The sequence below is a fragment of the Streptomyces yangpuensis genome (genome assembly GCF_024666385.1).
GTDB classification, from domain to species: Bacteria; Actinomycetota; Actinomycetes; order Streptomycetales; family Streptomycetaceae; genus Streptomyces; species Streptomyces yangpuensis.
Window position 1 is genome coordinate 5,052,375 of record NZ_CP102514.1, and the last position, 16,653, is coordinate 5,069,027.

16 protein-coding genes are annotated in these 16,653 nt (G+C 67.1%); 12 read left to right on the plus strand and 4 right to left on the minus strand.

Annotated elements, in window-relative coordinates:
* The first annotated feature begins 465 nt into the window (after positions 1 to 465).
* A complete protein-coding gene (locus NRK68_RS23320; RefSeq protein WP_257856622.1) occupies positions 466 to 3,333 on the plus strand; it encodes an NACHT domain-containing protein in 2,868 nt (955 codons plus the stop codon).
* A gap of 92 nt (positions 3,334 to 3,425) precedes the next feature.
* On the opposite strand, the gene NRK68_RS36780 is transcribed toward NRK68_RS23320, so the two are convergent.
* The 4 genes from NRK68_RS36780 to NRK68_RS23335 all read right to left on the minus strand — a co-directional run bounded on the left by NRK68_RS36780 (position 3,426) and on the right by NRK68_RS23335 (position 6,632).
* Positions 3,426 to 3,878 (minus strand): cytidine/deoxycytidylate deaminase family protein, encoded by a 453-nt coding sequence (locus NRK68_RS36780; RefSeq protein WP_308296258.1) that lies wholly within the window; start codon positions 3,876 to 3,878, stop codon positions 3,426 to 3,428.
* Complete coding sequence (locus tag NRK68_RS36785) at positions 3,875 to 4,558, minus strand: RibD family protein (protein WP_308296259.1); 684 nt, start codon at positions 4,556 to 4,558, stop codon at positions 3,875 to 3,877. Before NRK68_RS36785 ends, NRK68_RS36780 begins: the two co-directional genes overlap by 4 nt.
* Before the next feature lie 43 nt (positions 4,559 to 4,601).
* Entirely contained in the window at positions 4,602 to 6,020 is a 1,419-nt protein-coding gene (locus NRK68_RS23330; RefSeq protein ID WP_257856623.1) for a helix-turn-helix domain-containing protein, read from the minus strand.
* Positions 6,021 to 6,254: 234 nt separating this feature from the next.
* Entirely contained in the window at positions 6,255 to 6,632 is a 378-nt protein-coding gene (locus NRK68_RS23335; protein WP_257856624.1) for a winged helix-turn-helix domain-containing protein, read from the minus strand.
* Positions 6,633 to 6,902: 270 nt separating this feature from the next.
* Between NRK68_RS23335 and NRK68_RS23340 the strand changes: the two genes are divergently transcribed.
* From NRK68_RS23340 to NRK68_RS23390, 11 genes are all read left to right on the plus strand, one after another.
* Positions 6,903 to 7,205 carry a hypothetical protein gene (locus NRK68_RS23340; RefSeq protein WP_257856625.1) on the plus strand — a complete coding sequence of 101 codons (303 nt, stop codon included), beginning with the start codon at positions 6,903 to 6,905 and terminating at the stop codon, positions 7,203 to 7,205.
* A complete protein-coding gene (locus NRK68_RS23345) occupies positions 7,202 to 7,846 on the plus strand; it encodes a GGDEF domain-containing protein (RefSeq protein WP_257856626.1) in 645 nt (214 codons plus the stop codon). The genes NRK68_RS23340 and NRK68_RS23345 overlap by 4 nt, the downstream gene beginning before the upstream one ends.
* Positions 7,846 to 8,934: a conjugal transfer protein gene (locus tag NRK68_RS23350; RefSeq protein WP_257856627.1), complete on the plus strand. Its 1,089-nt coding sequence runs from the start codon at positions 7,846 to 7,848 to the stop codon at positions 8,932 to 8,934. Before NRK68_RS23345 ends, NRK68_RS23350 begins: the two co-directional genes overlap by 1 nt.
* Complete coding sequence (locus NRK68_RS23355; RefSeq protein ID WP_257856628.1) at positions 8,934 to 9,317, plus strand: RRQRL motif-containing zinc-binding protein; 384 nt, start codon at positions 8,934 to 8,936, stop codon at positions 9,315 to 9,317. The genes NRK68_RS23350 and NRK68_RS23355 overlap by 1 nt, the downstream gene beginning before the upstream one ends.
* Positions 9,318 to 9,409: 92 nt before the next feature.
* Entirely contained in the window at positions 9,410 to 11,635 is a 2,226-nt protein-coding gene (locus tag NRK68_RS23360) for a cell division protein FtsK (protein ID WP_257856629.1), read from the plus strand.
* Positions 11,636 to 11,775: 140 nt separating this feature from the next.
* Positions 11,776 to 12,027 (plus strand): hypothetical protein, encoded by a 252-nt coding sequence (locus NRK68_RS23365; RefSeq protein ID WP_030768817.1) that lies wholly within the window; start codon positions 11,776 to 11,778, stop codon positions 12,025 to 12,027.
* A gap of 23 nt (positions 12,028 to 12,050) precedes the next feature.
* Complete coding sequence (locus NRK68_RS23370; protein WP_257856630.1) at positions 12,051 to 12,245, plus strand: hypothetical protein; 195 nt, start codon at positions 12,051 to 12,053, stop codon at positions 12,243 to 12,245.
* Between the two features lie 12 nt (positions 12,246 to 12,257).
* Entirely contained in the window at positions 12,258 to 12,707 is a 450-nt protein-coding gene (locus NRK68_RS23375) for a hypothetical protein (protein ID WP_257856631.1), read from the plus strand.
* 11 nt (positions 12,708 to 12,718) lie between these two features.
* Positions 12,719 to 13,225: a hypothetical protein gene (locus NRK68_RS23380; RefSeq protein ID WP_257856632.1), complete on the plus strand. Its 507-nt coding sequence runs from the start codon at positions 12,719 to 12,721 to the stop codon at positions 13,223 to 13,225.
* 84 nt (positions 13,226 to 13,309) lie between these two features.
* Positions 13,310 to 14,986, plus strand: a complete 1,677-nt coding sequence (locus NRK68_RS23385) for a DUF3987 domain-containing protein (RefSeq protein ID WP_257856633.1) — start codon at positions 13,310 to 13,312, stop codon at positions 14,984 to 14,986.
* Positions 14,987 to 15,982: 996 nt separating this feature from the next.
* Positions 15,983 to 16,540, plus strand: coding sequence for a hypothetical protein (locus NRK68_RS23390; protein ID WP_257856634.1), 558 nt, complete (start codon positions 15,983 to 15,985; stop codon positions 16,538 to 16,540).
* Positions 16,541 to 16,653 lie beyond the last annotated feature (113 nt).

Genomic DNA, 16,653 nt, shown 5'->3' on the forward strand with positions numbered 1-16,653 from the left:
AGTCTGGCGCCTACCTGCGAGAACGTCAGACACTGAGCAGGACATGGAAGGGCCCACACGCCGCTCACACGCATCGAAGCCCGAAGCTGCCTCGGTGACCCTGTTGTTGGAGGTATGCCTGATGTGGGAAGGGGATGGTGCGGCGGGCCAAGGCTCTCACGAGACGCCCGCACAGAACGGACACCTCGTGCCCACGGTTGGGCCGCCGGCAACGACTCGCGGGAGCAGTTGCGCTTCCGCCAGGTAATGCCGAAGCCCTACACGACTGGCACAACGGCCCGGATGGAGCGGCCGTTGCCGCGGCGCAGGCGGCCCTAGCATGAGCCGATCGGATCCTCGTGCTTGCCAGCTTGCCGGTCGTCATACCCATCTCGGGTTCCGATCCCGATCGTGGTAGATGTCCTCAACACGCCTTCTCGCGCCCTGCGAAGCTGCGACGATGTTCCTGGCTTGAGAGGAGCCTAGATGGTAGACCCGGTGGTAGTGGGGGCTGTTAGCCGACTCGCGGCAGCAGCGGTACAGCGGTCGGCAGCTCCAGTGCGTGTCGAAGGACCGACCGTTGAAGAGTGGGAGGAGGAGGTTGACGAGCGCGGCGGTCTACTGCTGAACAGCGCACAAGGAACCCCTCTGACGTTGCTGACACAGGACCAAGTCGCGCAGATCAGCAAGTTCATCGAACGCCCCGAGTCGGTCGCCCTGTTCCAGTTCATGCTAATTGCTCGACTGGGAATCCGGGAACAAGAGCAGTTCAATGACATTATTGCCGACTATCGCGAAACCTTTGCCATCCAAGCTGAGGAATTCTGCTCAGGCAAAGGGTATAACTGGGCTGATCTCGCCGAGGATCTGTGGGACCTCGTCGCCTCCCACATGGAGAGCGTATTCCCGAATGGGAAAGCCCTCTCCCTTATTAGTCATGATGAGATTCAGCGCATCACGGCCTACGTCGGGTCCACTGAGAAGATCGAGGGGAAGGATCGCCCGGCGAATGTTGCATTTCGTGAAATTGTAGACATTCTCGGGGATCCGGCACGATTCTCGCGAGCGAGGAACTCCCTGGGTGACATCCGCAGCGCTTCTGAGAGTCACTATGCGGAACTCGACCTCGCTCACGCCATCAGCTATTCGGTCGAAAACTTTCGATTCGACTATGGGGCTCTCTATGTCTCGCGCACGCTCCGAGTTCAGAATTCCGAAATTCTGCGCAGCGACTCCTTCTTGACGGTGCCCACCGGGCGTCCCAGGTGCGTGGTGGTGGGCAATCCTGGTGTCGGGAAGAGCACAATGACACAGCATCTTGTGCATCAACTGTCTAAGGATAGCCAGTCCCATGACGCCTATGCTGCGGTAGTTGTCTCCTGTAAGGAAGTTTCGAACTCAGATGGTGGAACTTATATCCTCGGGGCCATCAGTAGGTCGCTAAAGGAAAATCTACAGCTCGATGTTAGCGAGCAAAGCCTCAACGACCTCGCAACGCTGGGTCGATGTTTCGTGATCTTTGATGGAATCGACGAGATCATCGACATCACCCGCAGGCGGCGTTTCGTCAAGGTGATCGAAGCCTTCGCGGCGAGGTACCCTCTAATCCCCATGCTGGTGACGGCGCGGCGGGTCGGATACGGGAAGGCGCCGTTCAGTAGTCGCGAATTCTCCGTATATGAACTGGATGACTTTTCCGACGATCAAGTAGCCGAGTACGCCAATAACTGGTTCGAAGCCACGGAGCGAAGTGTCGTAGAGCGAGACGCCTTTCTTCGGGAGACTGAGAACGTTCCCGACGTTCGCACGAATCCGCTGATGCTTTCCCTGCTCTGTACGCTTTATCGTGCGCGAGGGTACATCCCTCGAAACCGTCGCGAGGTTTACAAATCTTGCGCCGATCTGCTTTTTCAGCGCTGGGATGCGATGCGCCAGATCGAACAGCCTGTCGATCATAGGCAGTATGGGACGCGCCTCATGCAGGAGCTGGCTCTTTTCTTCTATAAGAGCCAGACCGCGCAGGCGGGGGTGCAGGAGAAGCAACTCGGAAAGATTATTGCGCAGTTCTTCACCGCCACGGCCTCAGTCGATGAAATGGACGCGAGCAATCGGGCGCAGGACTTCCTCGACTTCTGCGCCGATCGCGCATGGCTGCTGACTTACCAGGGTACGGATGATCGGGATCAGCGCCTTTTTGGTTTCACTCATCGTACATTCATGGAGTACTTCGCAGCTGAAGCGATCGTGCGGCGGTCCCGATCCATCGATGACATCGTGGGAGAGATTACCCGCGCATACGAGCAAGATTCGAGTTCGGTGCTTGCTGATGTCATCTTCCAGTGTGCGGACGACAAATACGACGGTGGCGCGCGCGAGGTAGTTGCGGGCCTGATGGAAAAGGCTCGGGGGCTGGGATGGAAGCACGCCTCGAAATACATCCCGCTCTGCCTCCGAATCATGAATGCCGCACCGCTACCTCCCGCCTCTACGAACCTCATTTTCGATGCGTTGTTCCAGCATTGGAGTCAGAGTAAGCCGGAGTCGGACTATGTGACGGCCATAGCAGTATTTGATCTCTATCGAGATCCTCGGAATCGATTCGTTTCAATGCTCCGCGAGCACCCCGAACGTGCCGAAGCGGCGCTTCTACGGTGGGCGAGATTCTACTGCCGCAACGAGATCTCCATGTTTGATTCGGCATGGGGTGACGACATGCTCACCGTAGCGTCTGAACTGGATCTTCCTGAAATCGACGACAGTGTGTTGTTCTCGTATTTGATCGACAACGGCATTGTTGAAATCGGACAGTATTCGGAGGTCCCTCCGACTTGGTGGCTCTACTCATATTCGTTCGGTTCGTACGTCCCAGGCCCCGCCCTGCTAGACCTTCGCAAGAGGGTTTGGGAGGAAAATGTCGAGACCGGGGATTCTCTCGTCGCGAGGATTTTCGGCGAGCAAACCCTCCCCGTTGAAACATTGGGCTACCCCGTCGCGGTAGCATGTAAGCAATTTGCGCTAGAGTTGCCGATGCTCGCAGCGTCGGAGGTAGGTAAACCTAAGATCGACCAGCACGATTTTGAGTTGATCCTGTGGCTGAGCTGCTTCCTGTACGAGTTTCTTGCTCCGGGGCTCCATGAATTTCACGAGCTCGTCGACTTTGTGTATGGTCGAGACTGGTTTGCCCGAACGGGCTCAACGCGACTAAATGGCGTTGGTGTGAAACGGCGAGATGCCCCCAGTTCCTTCACTAGAAGTGAACTAAATGCCTTCAGGCAGAGTGGAATTGTTCCGCCTTGGTTCCCTGATTGGTGTGCAGGGGATCGCGATTTCGTGATTGAACCCGAGGAAGATTAGGTGGCCCATCGAGTGATTTAGTGCCAATCGGCCCGGCGGTTCTGTGGTGAGGGGAAGGTGGCCGGGCCGGTTGCCTGTCGCAGGGATGTGCCTTAGGTCATGAGGTGGGCGTTTACCGTTTTGGCTGCGTTGGCGAGATCTGGGAGTTCAGTTACCTCGGCGCCAGCCTCGCGGAGGGATTCAACGCCTACGCAGTCGTTTACGAGAAGGCTGGGTTCGCGCCAGGCGATGACCACGCGGCGGATGGGGGAGCGGAGGATCAGCTGAGTGCATGTTAGGGGGCGGGACTTGCGCTCCGAGCAGGGCTCCAGCGTGCTGTAAAGCGTGGCGCCGGCCAGGCGGGGATCGTCAGTTGGGAGCTTGGCCAGGGCTGATTCCTCGGCGTGGACGTGTGCGTCCGTCTCGCGGGAGTAGCCGCGGGCCAGCTCCTCTCCGTCGGCGCTCACGATGATGGCGCCGACGGAGAAGGCGCCTTCGGCCGGCGGGCACTTGCGGGAGAGTTCGATGGCCCGCTCCATCCAGGTCACATCGTCGGCGTGCGTCATGCGGAGCCCTCCTGCTTGGGCAGGTAGCGGAGAAGCACCACGTCTCCGATGGTGCTGGCCTCGGCGAGGTGCATTCGGCGGGTGGATCCGCCGGGGTACGTGGCGGGGTTCAGGAAGCGGGGGGCGCCCGGGTCGCCGACGACCAGGGGGGCAATGGCGAGGTGGATCTCGTCGGCCAGGCCCTGGGAGAGGAACGCGGTGTGGATCTGTCCGCCGCCCTCCACCATCAGCCGCTCTATGCCGCGGGCCCCGAGGTCGTCCAGCAGGGCGCCGAAGTCGATGGCCGGGCCCGTGGAGACCACGTCCGCCAGGCCGGCAAGGCGCTCGCGGAGCTTCTCCTCGCCCGCGTCCGTGGTGTAGGCGAGCTTCTCTCCACCGTGGTGCCAGAACTTCAGGTTGGCGTCCAGGTCTCCGCTCGCGGAGATGGTGACCTTCAAGGGGTAGGCGGGCTTTCCTGCGGCCACCCGTGCGGCGCGCCGCTCGTCGCTGTTCACCAGGAGCCGGGGGTTGTCAGACCGCATCGTGCCGGCGCCGATCAGGATGGCGTCCGACTCGGCGCGCACCTGGTCCACCCGGTCGAAGTCCTCGCTGTTGCTCAGCAGGAGGCGTTCGGTGCTGGTGTCGTCGATGTAGCCGTCTACGGATGTGGCCACACTCAGCAGGACGTACGGGCGGGGCATTGAGGGTCTCCTTCAGTTGCTGGTCAGGGCGGAGGGAGCCTGTTCAGGCCTGGCGCAGTACTGCCTCGGTCAGAGCGTCCTTGAAGTCGCTCACGCCAGGGACGGTACGCCATTGATCAAGTACTCCATCGAGCTGGGCCAGCTCCCGCGCGATGCGGTCAGACCCGGTCTCCTTCGCGACGGCCAAGGCCTGCAGTCCCGCGGAAGCGGCCTGCTCCGCCTCGCCCGCGCGTGCCAGGGAGACGGCCTCCCGCCCCAGGTAGACGCCGCGGTCACGGTGGTAGCCGGCGGGCAGTCGGCTGATGGCATCCCGGAAGCCTGCAGCCGCTCCGTGATGGTCCCCGAGAGCGGCAAGGCTGTGCGCGCGCTGCACGTCTATGTAGGCGCCATCGAGCCAGACACCCCACGGAGAGGTGGGATCCGGGTCCATCCGGGCGAGGAGCTCCCGCGCGTGCTCGTACGCCCGCTGAGCCATCAGCGGGTCTTTCCGGAGGGCGTGCCCGTGGGCCCCGTACGTTGCGGCCACTGCCGCCAGACGACTCCTCGGCGCGGCTCGGTCCTCCGCGGCCTCGGCGACGTCGACTGCCTCGATCGGGTCGTTCATGTCGCCGGCAAGCTGACTGCGGCGAGCCAGGATGTACGTGGTCAGCTCGTCGTCGCCCGCCATGTGGGAGGCCTCCAGGGCCTCGCGCATCCAGTGCTGGGCGGCGCGGAAGTCCCCGAGGTCCTGGTAGAGCCAGCCGCAGAGTTCCGAGTATTGGGTCTGCAGCTGGAGGAGCTTGCGGCGGTCGGTTCCGCGGCGATCCGCACGCAGTTCCTTGATGGCGGCGATCTGCTGCTGCACCGTCGGTATCACCCGATGGGGGCCGAACAGGTTGTCGTTGTCGATCAGCACCCGTCGGGTGGCCTGGAGAAGCTCGATCGGGTCGGCCCCGGAGGCGATGAGATCGGAGCGTGGGGCAGGGCTCGCCGCTGCTGAGAGGTCGGGGGTCGCAGCGATCGCGGCACCAGCGCCGAGCGCGCCGATCAGGGCCCTTCGGGACAGGGACACGAAGATGATCCTTCCGTCATCGGAACGAACGGGGACGGACATCCCCTCCTCCGACGGTGCCTGAGTCTTCGGTTCCTCAGCCAGGGCCACAGAGCCGTTGGCCACATGGGGCCCTCGTTTAGCCACATCCACCGTGGAAAGGGCGTCCAGGCTGGCCCCTTCGAGGATCGAGGAGTGGAGCCGTACGAGTGAGCCGCTGGCGCCGAGTGCGTCGTCGTACGCCCTGACCAGGTCGGCTGACGCTGCCTGCCCGCCGCGTTCCACACGGGCCATGTAGCTGGTGTTGAACAGGATCGATCGGCTGAGCTTGCCCAGTGATAAGCCCCGCTGCGTGCGCCAGGCGCGCATTTCGGCGCCGAGGTAGTGCTGAGGGCTTGCATGCGGTGTCAGGTCGTTCGGTCGCTGCCCCACTCGTCCCCCCTCATGCGGCCTATGTGGCCGCCTCCTGGTGGCCACATAGCAGACCTGTCGGTCACTCAACTGCCCGGTCTACAAAGGGTGCAGAGGGGCGGACGACAGCCTAGCGACGCAGGTCGGAGCCCTCCATTCGATCCGAACGAAGGGGGCAAGATCGTGACAACAACTGCCGCCCGTGAACCCATCGCGCGGCCCGCCGGCGACGGCCGGCGCGGCGGGCGCCAGGAGCTACTTCTCCTCCAGCCCCGCGACCCGCTCGCGGAGTTCGGCGACCTCGCCCTGGAGTCGGGCAACCTGGTCGCGCAGCTCGGCGATCGCGTTCTCCGGGCTGGCGAGCTTCGCGGCGTCGGAGGCCTCCGCAGTCAGGAACGCTCCCTTGCCCTGATGGCTGACCGCGAGGCCGTCCGTCTTGAGCTGGCGGATGGCGTCGCGAGCCACGGTCACGGTGACGCCGTACGTTGCCTGGAGGTCCGCCAGGGACGGCAGCTTGCGGGACTCCGCGAACTCGCCGGCCGCGATCCGCCGCCGCAGCTGCTCCGCCACCTGCTGGTAGGCGGGCTTGCCGGTCCACTCGACCATCTGCACCTCATGTCTCTTCGCCGTCACTGCCTCAGTGTGCCCAAGTGACACAGGGAGAGCTAGCGCCCGCCCCGCTCTTCCCCGGAGAAGGGCTTGCGCAACTCTGCCTCACAGTGCACTCTGAGGCAGAGCTGAGCAGCGCGGAAGCGCGGATCAACAGGCCGCAACTGCCCTGCCGGTAGCTGCGATCGACCCTCGTTTGCCCTGCCCGGAAGGCCCGCTCTATCCCCGGGGCCGGTCGCCTCTCGCCAAAGACCGCGACCGCCTCGGTATCCCTTCGACTTCAGGAGAACGACGATGCGTACGTACATCGGCGGCCAGGAGGCCGCCAGTGTCGAGGAGTTCATCGAACTGGCCCTCGGCACCCCGTTGGAGCTCTGGCTCGGGGTGGAGGGGGAGACCGAGGAGGAGCGCGCGGCCCGCCTGGACGCGGCCCGCGACATCCTCGCCGAGAACCCCAACCTGCCCGACGACGTGAGCCGGATCGCCGCCCTGGTGATCGAGGCCAACGCGCCGGAGCTGTTCAACATCACCCCGCTGGTGCGGCGGCCCGCCGGCCGCCGCCCGGCGCGCAAGGGCGGCAAGGGGGCCGCGGCATGAGCCACGCCCTGACCGCCCTGTCCGTCGCCTTACCGCTCGCGTCCGGCTGGTCGGTTCACAGCCTGTGGATGCGGCGCCGCATCGAAACCGCCCGCCGCGACCCGCTGACCGACCTGTGGACGCGGGACCCGTTCGAGGAGCGCGCTCGCAAGAGCCTCGCCCGGAAACGCCAGCTCGCCGTCGTCGTCCTGGACCTCAACCGGTTCAAGGAAATCAACGACACCCTCGGCCACGCGGCCGGAGACGCGGTCATCCGCGCCACCGGCCGGCGGCTGGGCGGGTGGGCCGAGGAGCGCGCCGGTGTCGCCGGTCGTCTGGGCGGCGACGAGTTCGCCGCCGTCATCCCCGGCTGCGGCGTCGACAAGCTCCGCGCAGACCTGCACATGCTCACCGCTCGACTGGACCGGCCGGTGCCGTTCGACGGCCACCTGGTCGAGGTGCACGCGTCGATCGGGGCCGCCTACTACCGCGCCGGTGCCGCGGAACTCTCCACTCTGCTGCGCCGTGCCGATGAGCAGATGTACCGGGCCAAGCAGCGCGGAGGGGGCTGGCGCATCGCGCAGCGGTTGACCGTGCCGGAGCTGCGTACGGTCAACGGCCGCCGGGACGGCCGACGTGGCACCGGTGGTGAGGCGGCGTGATGACGTCTCGCAGGTCGCTGACCAAGGTGCAGAGGGTCGTTCTGACAGCCGCGTTCGTGCCCATGGTGGCCACCGGCGTCGCTGGTGGAGCGGGCACCTTCAGCAACATCAGCAGTGCCTACGGTTCGGGTACGGCGCTGGGAGCGGTGGCGGCTGGTGAAGGTGCGACCGCCGTTCTGGCGCTGGTGCTGCTCGGGCTGACGATGCTGGGACAGTCCTCCCCGGGGATCATCCGGGTGGGCTTGTGGGCCTTGCCCGCTGCCGCGTCGGTGATGGCCGCGATGGCCGCCGATGGCCCGGGCCGCACTGTGATCTACGCCGTGACGCCGATGGGCATGTGCGTGTCGGCCGAGGGCATGGCGTTCCTGGCTCGGCGGATCGTGGTCCACCAGGACGGCCGCGACGCCGAGGCCGAAGCCAAGGCGGCCGCCGTGGTACGTGCCCTGGCGTACCACCGGGGTCGTGCCGCGAACCATCCGTCGGGTTGGGTGCGGAAGTGGTCCGACCGGACGTCGTGGCGGCTGGCCCGGAAGGTGGGGCTGGGCGACGCGTCGCTGGGTGCCAGGCTCCTTGACGTCCAGCGCGACCGGCTCACCAGCGGTGCGGACGCCGCCCTCGCGGCCATGTTCACCGGAACCGCAGATCAGGATGTATCGCCAGAGATCACCGAAAATCGGTTGGGGTCTGACCTGCGCAAGTCGACTGCCGAGAGCCCGACCGTTGCTGCCGACGTATCCCTTCACGAGTCGGCCGACCCGGTTCCCGCGATCGAGGCGGCCGGACGGGGCGAGTCGGTGCCGACAGCCGAGCCGGTAGAGCTTCCCCAGTCGGCTCCTGCGCGGGCAGTCGCGGCCGCCGAGTCCGCTCCCCGCCGGGCGACGGGTCGGGTGCCGCAGTCGGCCCGTACGTCCCGACCGACTCGTACCCCGGACGAACTGCTCGCCGAAGCCCGGTCGGTCACGGCCGACTGGCCCGACGCCCGGTTGACGGCGGAGGGGATCCGCAAGGCGGTCCGTACGTCGTCCGCCAACGGCCGGACGCTGCGAGACGCGCTCAAGGCTGAGCGTGCCGAGCCTGAGGCAGCCTGATGGCCTCGCTGACGTTCGCCAAGTGCTTCGACCCGGACGGCGTCCGATTCGGGATACCGACCTACCCGTGGCGCCTGGCCCCCGAGGGCCTGGCCACCCGCCGCCAACTCCGCGCCGAGGGGCTGCGGCCCGGTGGCCAGCCGATCGCCGCGCAGCTCCTGCGGCCCCGGTTCCGGCGTGAGCCGCTGGTGGCCTACCTGTACCGCGTAGACCTGGCCAAGCCTGTTCGGCCGATGACCTCGCGCAAGTGGGGAGCGCTCGCTCTGGCGATGCTCTCCCGCCGCACCTGCCCGCAGTGCTCCACCGACGCCGGATACGTGATCCCGGCCTCGCTCGGCATGTGCGTGCCCTGCGCCTACCCCGAAGAACAGCGCGCCGCCTGACCGCACAGATCACGAGCTACAGGCCCGGGCGGTCGGCCGTCCGAAGCGTCGTCCGGGCCCCTTCCCGCCTCCACAGAGGGAGCAGATCCATCGTGTCTGAGATCCACGTCATCGAGCAGTCCGGTGAAGAGCCGGACGGTACGCAGAACTCCCTGGGGTCGGCTTCGGTCCTGCCGTTCCCCGCAAAGAAGGGCAAGACCGAGCCGCTGGCCCCGGGCGAGGCCAGGCCGGGGGAGTGGGAGGCCGAACTCCCCGACGAGCAGCCGGACAACGACGGTGCCGTCGCCGAGGGCGATCCGGTCGACCCGCCCAAGCACGAGTTCCCGCCCTCGATCGCCGAAGTGATCGAGGCCAAGGACAAGGCCCGCCGGCCGGTGCTTCCGGACTGGCTGACCAGCGCCCAGCAGCGGGCCGCCATCGCCAAGTGGGCGGCCGGCCACTACGGCCAGACCACCGCCTACCACCTGGTGCGGACCCCCGTGTACTCGGCGAAGTTGCTGGCCTACGCCCCGCGCGGCGCCGTCCGCTGGGTGGGGGCGACCGGCCGTTGGGTCTCCGACGCCGAGGGCCTCCCGGTGCGCCTCGCCGCAGTCCGGACCGAGGACGCGGGGGAGTACCTCAAGCTCTCCCGGCAGCGGGACGCCCGGGTGAAGCTCCGCAGCATCATCGCCACCCTGGCCAGCGTGATCGGCCTCGGCGCGGCCCTGGCCATGTGGGTGCTCGCCCCGGCCTGGCTCCTCACCCTGGCCCTGATCGCACTGACCGGGGCGCTCGGCTGGGTGGGCGCGCCGGCGGACCGGCCGCTGATCGATGCGGCCAAGGTGAAGTTCCGCCACCGCAAGCTGACCTCGGACATCGTGACCCGCGCCTTCCTGGCGGCTGGACTCACCAAGCCGGATCAGGGCATCGCCTTCCCGCAGCCCATCCGGCAGGACGGCGACGGCTGGCGCGTCGTCGTGGACCTCCCGTACGGCAAGACGTTCTCCGACGCGGTCAAGAAGCGCGACGCGCTCGCCTCGGGCATCGACGTCGCCGAGACCCAGGTGTTCCTGGACCGCGATACGACCAGCTCACGCCGGGTCTCCATGTGGGTGGCCAACCGCGACCCGCTCGCCGTCCCGACCGGCCGCACCCCGCTCCTCGGCGCGGACCGGGTGGACTTCTGGAAGCCCTTCCCGTGGGGTCGGGACGAGCGCGGAGTCGAGGTCGAGATCAGCATGCTCTGGCTCTCGCTCCTCGTCGGCGCCGTCCCTCGCCAGGGCAAGACGTTCTCCGCCCGCACCATCGCGCTCGCCGCGGCCCTGGACCCGTACGTCCGCCTGTACGTGTTCGACGGCAAGGCCTCTCCGGACTGGCGGAAGTTCTCGATGGTCGCCCATCGGGTCGGCTTCGGCACCGTGCCGCAGGGCGGGGTGGACCCGGTCATGCACCTGGTCAACTCGCTCCAGGAGCTCAAGGCCGATGTGGAGGACCGCTACCACCGGCTCTCCGAACTCCCCCTGCACGTCTGCCCGGAGGGCAAGCTCACCCCGACCATCTCGCGGGACAAGAAGTACGGCATGCCGCTCGTGCTCTTCGTGGTGGATGAGGTGCAGGAGTACCTGATGCACCCCGTCCACGGGAAGACCATCCTTGACCTGCTGGTCTTCCTTGCCCGCGTCGCGCCGGCCGTCGGCGTCTCGGTGATGACCGCGACGCAGAAGCCCGACGACACCGCCTGCCCGTCCGTACTCCGCGACCAGCACCAGGCCCGATTCGCCCTGCGGGTCGGCGCCTACCAGGTCTCGGAGACCATCCTCGGCGCCGGATCGTACGGCGAGGGCCTGGACGCCTCCCGGCTCCTCAAGTCCCACAAGGGAGTCGGCCTGCTCAAGGGGATGTCCGACGACGCCGGGATCGTCCGTACGTACCTGGCCGACGGCCGCGACGCGGAGACCATCCTCACCCGCGCCCAGGCCCTCCGGCAGTCGGAGGGCACGCTCTCCGGCGACGCCGCCGGAGAAGCGCCGGCCGATGCCGCGCTCGCCACGATCCTGGACGACATCGCCGCCGTCATCGGCAAGGGCGAGACCAAGATCTGGTCCGAAACCATCGTGGACCGGCTCGCCGACCACCGCCCCGAGGTCTACGGACCGTGGGCCGAGATGGACCCCAAGCCCAAGGCCGAACAGCTCACCGCGGCGCTCAAGCCGTACGGCATCGGCACCGACCAGATCGGCCGCCGCATCGACGGCAAGACCGTCAACAAGCGAGGCATCGAACGCGCCCACATCGCCAAGGCGATTACGGAGCGCAACAAGAAGCGGGACGCGGGCTAGCCCCACGGGGTCGCTGGTGCTAGCAGCGGACGTCGCTAGCGCTAGCGACCCCGCTAGCGGCCCGTACGCCACCTGATCAGGTCGCTAGCAGATAGCGGCCCACCTGCGGAAACCACCGAATCCCGCCCTGGAGGCCTCTCGTGACCCTCTTCCTGCTCGCTAGCGTCCTCGCCCTGCTGTTCACGCTCGGTTACGCGGGCCTGTGTGCGGCCTCGCCGTTCGGCCGCTGCCGCAAGTGCAACGGGCTCGGCTTCGCCCTCACCCACGACCGCAAGGGCAGGCCCAAGCGCGGCAAGCACTGCCGCCGCTGCGACGGCCACGGCATCCGCATCCGCGTCGGCCGCCACCTCTACAACCTGTGGGCCCGCACCTACCGCAACGGCACCCGCTGAACCCCATACCGCCTGGAGTCGCCATGACCTTCACCATCTCCGCCGTCCTGCTCTTCGGCGCCGGATCGTTCTTCGTCCTCAAGTCCAAGTCCGCCGGGGCCGGAGCCGCGATCGTCCTGTTCCTCTTCGGCTTCTTCACCGCCGGGACCGGCGCCTACGAGCCCATCACCAACCTCGTGAAGTCCGCCGCCGTCGCGGTCACCGACATCGCCGAGTAAGGAGGCACCGCCGTGAACCACCACGACGCCGCCCGCTGGGAGACCACCGAGACCCACCACCCGGTCCCCCTCACGCCCGCCCCGCTGGCCGTCCACCACCCGCACGCCGTTCCGGACATCCAGACCATCCAGCTCCCCGACGGCCGCATCATCACCGGCTACGCCATCGCCCCCACCAAGGCCCCCGAGCCGGTCCGGGAGCGGCCGGCCATCAACCCGCTCGCCGTCAACATCGCCCTCGGCGGCATCGGTTTCGCCGCGGCCTGCGGCGGACTGATGCTCCTGACCACCTTCATCGCAGCCGTCGCCGCGCTCATCCAGCAGCTCGTCGTCCTGGCCGCCGTCATCTTCGGGGGCTTCATCGCCACCCAGATCCTCGGCACCAACAACGCCCGCGGCAACGCCGGGACGGTCGTCAACATCCGCCGGGCCGTCTTCAAGCGCAACAACTTCCGAGGGTGAAGGAGCCAGCCATGTTCGAGATCCGCATCATCTGCAGTCCGGCCGAGGCACCCGAGATCACCAAAGCCCTGTCCGAGACGTTCACGACCGGCCCGGTCCGCCGGCACCCCATCCGCGACGGCGAGCGCGTCCGGCTGTACGTCACCGCCGAGCAGCAGCCGAGCCACTGGCCCGCACCCGTGGCCGCCTACGCCGCCGCACCGAGCGTCATCAGCGAGATCGGATGGACCGCCCGAGGAGTCCGCGACTGCCTGCACGGCGTCCATGTCCGCGAGTTCTGGCTCCGCAAGGCCGCGCTCCTGGACCGCATCGCCCTCACCGACGACGACCCCGTGAGCGGCGACGCCGCCACCCTCGCCGTCGAAGCGGCCCGCCGCCTGATGGACATCGACCAGACCGCCGGCCTCGGCCCCAGCGGCTACGCCGACGGTCCGTACACCCCGGACCACCCGGACAGCATCCGCGACCCCCGCGGCTACGTCCGCCAGGAGTACGCCCTCTGGAAGCGGCACCACTAGCTGTGCCCGGGGCGGTCGCCTCTCGCCAAAGACCGCGACCGCCCCGGTTCTCCGTCCCTTCGACAGAAACAGGAGACCACCAGCATGACACCCGAACCGGAGTCGGAGCAGTACGCCTCCGTGCTGCCCCTGCGGGCAGCACCCGCGGGCAACCTGGAGCGTGTCCCGCCGCACGACCTGGAGGCCGAACAGGCCGTGGTCGGGGCCCTGATGCTGGCCCCCGAGGTCACCGCGCACGTGGCCGCGGCGATGGACCCCGCCGACCACTACCGCCCGGCGCACGAGACGATCCACCGCGCGATCCTGGAGCTGCACGGCCGGGGCCAGGCCGCGGACCCCATCACCCTCGGCCACCACCTCGACCACGCCGGCGTCCTCGGCAAGGTCGGCGGACGGCTCTACCTCCACACCCTCGTCCAGGCCGTCCCCAGCACGGCCAATGCCGAGTACTACGCCAGCATCGTCCACCAGCTGGCGCGCCGCCGCCGCAGCATCGAAGCCGGTACTCGCATCGTCCAGGCCGGCATGTCCCCGGATGCCACGGACGACGACCTGCGTGAGGCCCTGGCGCTGGGAGCCGAGACGATCCCGGCGACGTGGGCGGAACCCATCCCGCTCAACGTCCAGCCCAAGCTCCCGCCCTTCCCCACACAAGCCCTCCCCGGGTGGCTCGCCGACTACGTGGCTGCCGTCGCCGAGGAGACCCAGACCCCGCCCGATATGGCCGGAGCCTTGGCCCTCTCCGTCCTGTCCGCTGCCTCCGGGGGTCGCGCCGTGGTCCAGGTGCGCGGTCGCTGGAGGGAGCCCACCAACCTGTTCGTGGTCGTCGCGCTCGGTCCCGCCAACCGGAAGTCCTCTGTCTTTGCCGCGATGACCCGCCCCCTGTACGAGGCGGAGAAGAGCCTCGTGGAGGGGGCGAACCTCACGATCGTGGAGGCGGAGGTCACCGCGAGGATGGCTCGCGAGGCAGCCGAGAAGGCTGCAGTCCAGGCAGCGAAGGCGGAGGGTCCGGAGCGGGACAACCTGATCGCCGAAGCCATCGGCCTCGCCCAGGTCGCGGAAACCCTGACCGTGCCGGCCAGCCCGCGGCTCCTCGCCGATGACGCCACTCCCGAGGTCATCACCACCCTGCTCGCCGAGCAGGGTGGCAGGCTCGCTGTCATGTCCGCCGAGGGCGGCATCTTCGACATCATCGCCGGGCGCTACTCGGGCATCCCCAACCTGGAGGTCTTCCTCAAGGGCCACGCCGGCGACCGGCTCCGGGTGGACCGCCGGAGCCGTGAGGAGTTCATCGAAGCCCCGGCCCTCACCATGGGCTTGGCCGTCCAGCCCAGCATTCTGGAAGAGATCGGCAAGAACCGTGGCTTCGATGGCCGTGGCCTGCTGGCCCGCTTCATGTACTGCCTGCCCGAATCCCTGGTCGGCCGACGGAGGATCAATCCGGAGCAGGTCCCGCCGGTCGTGGCGGCAGCGTACGAGCGCAACGTGTACGCCCTCACCCTGCGGCTGGCCGACTGGACCGACCCTCTCGTCATCCAGCTCACCCCCGAAGCCGATCGGGCCCTGATCGCCTACGAGGAACGGTTGGAGCCGCAGCTCAGGGCCAAGGGCGGAAGGCTCGGACACATCGACAAGTGGGCGGGCAAGCTCGTCGGCGCCACCGCGCGCATCGCCGGACTCCTCCACCTCGCGATTCCTGGCCCTGGCCATCGGGTGGGTCACCTTTGCGGTGGGCGGTATGCAGACAACACCCCAAGGTAACGAAACTGAATGCGGCAACTGGCTTTGGAGGATTTGGCTGCTCGTTGCCGCTGAGTTGTTTTCGTGGCGTCGCCTGTATGCATAAAATCGGCATGGCCGCGTGAGTAGGACAGCCTCAGAGTCGGCCCCGGCCTGCCCGGACGCAGCCTCCTGCAAGACGTTTTACTCGGCGACTCCAGCCCTGCGTAGTTCGCCCCACGTGCACAGGTGGTCACCTGACACTCGATGGCCAATCCGATGAGGCCTCAGGTCGCCTGAATTCCAGCAGTACCAATAGCCTTGTTGGTCGTCGTCCCGACGCTCCAATTCTCGAAGCGACCTTCGGGCCATGGCCACATCGTTGTCTTCGAAGCAGGACGGGTTAGCGACCATGATCGTCAGGCGTTCGGCGCGGCGTGGGTCTTCCATGGTCGCCTTGTATCTAGCAGTTGCCGCTTCGAGGTGAGCCCCAAGTGTGTCGGGGTTGCCGTCCCAACTCGGACCGGGGGCGGGCGCTGAGGCGGGTTTGTTTCTTCCTGCCGCATCGTCCCGGTGAGGTCTGCATGATTCCTCGCGGTCCGCATAGACCTTGAATCCGCCGCCAATTGCGGCCATCAGCACCGCAATGCCGACGATATTGCCGACGTGTCTTCGCGCGCCCTTCATGGACCGCGTCCCTCCCTTGATCGGATCGGGAGACTCTACTTCTCGTGCCGATCGCCCGGCCAGCGCGCACCTGCGCTGTTCATCCGGGTCCCCTGCTGTGCTTGGCCACACCCGCAACCGTAGTTACAGGACACTCCTCAGTCGCATTGTTGGGACGTCCGCATGTGCCCAGTACGCGACAGCCCTCCACCTTGCGATGGTGGGCCTGATGCTGCGCTGATCTGCCTGCGACGCACGCGGGGCCTTTAGTCTGCGTTCATGCGGCAAGTGGCAGCACGAATAGGTCTGTTTGCGCTTCTGGTCACCACGGCCGGCTGCGGCGGCCGGCAGACGACGACCACCACGGGGTCCGTGACCACGACGGTGGTGCAGGACAGCCAGTGGGTCACGGCCGCCATTTCGGCCGGAGCTGTCCTCATCAGCTCTGCCGCCGCGGCCTGGATCACGCACTACTTCACGGGACGGACCGAGAGGAGGAGACAGGAGCACGCCGAGATCCAGGAGGCGGCCAAGCGTGAGCACGAGGCCAAGCTGTCGCACGAGCAGCGCATTCGGGAGCAGGTGATCGCGACCTCTACGACCATCTCGAAGATGCTCCAGGACTTCCGGGCGAAGATCGGTGAGGCCACCGAGGCGGCGGACACGTTGGCCGCCACGTTGCTGTACGACGAGTGCTCCGCCATCGTCCGCCGGCACCATGACGACGCCCTGCCCGTCATCGAGGTCATGCCTGACCTGGAGCTCCGGCGGAGGGCGAATGCCGTCTTCGAGTCGTACGGCGGGTGGGCGGAAGGCACAGCTGAGGCGTTGTCGAATCTCACGACGCGACCGGATGCCGCAGGGCTGGACGGGACGCGTGAGCAGTACTACGAGCGGGCTCGACGGGTGATCAGGGAGGCGTCCGACTGACGTGTGGCCCACACGCTCCTCACACGGGAGCAGTGCGTAACAACGACAAAGGCCCGGACTCAGTGGGACTGAGTTCGGGCCTTCATGCTTGGCACTTCAGCTGGTCAGCGGCG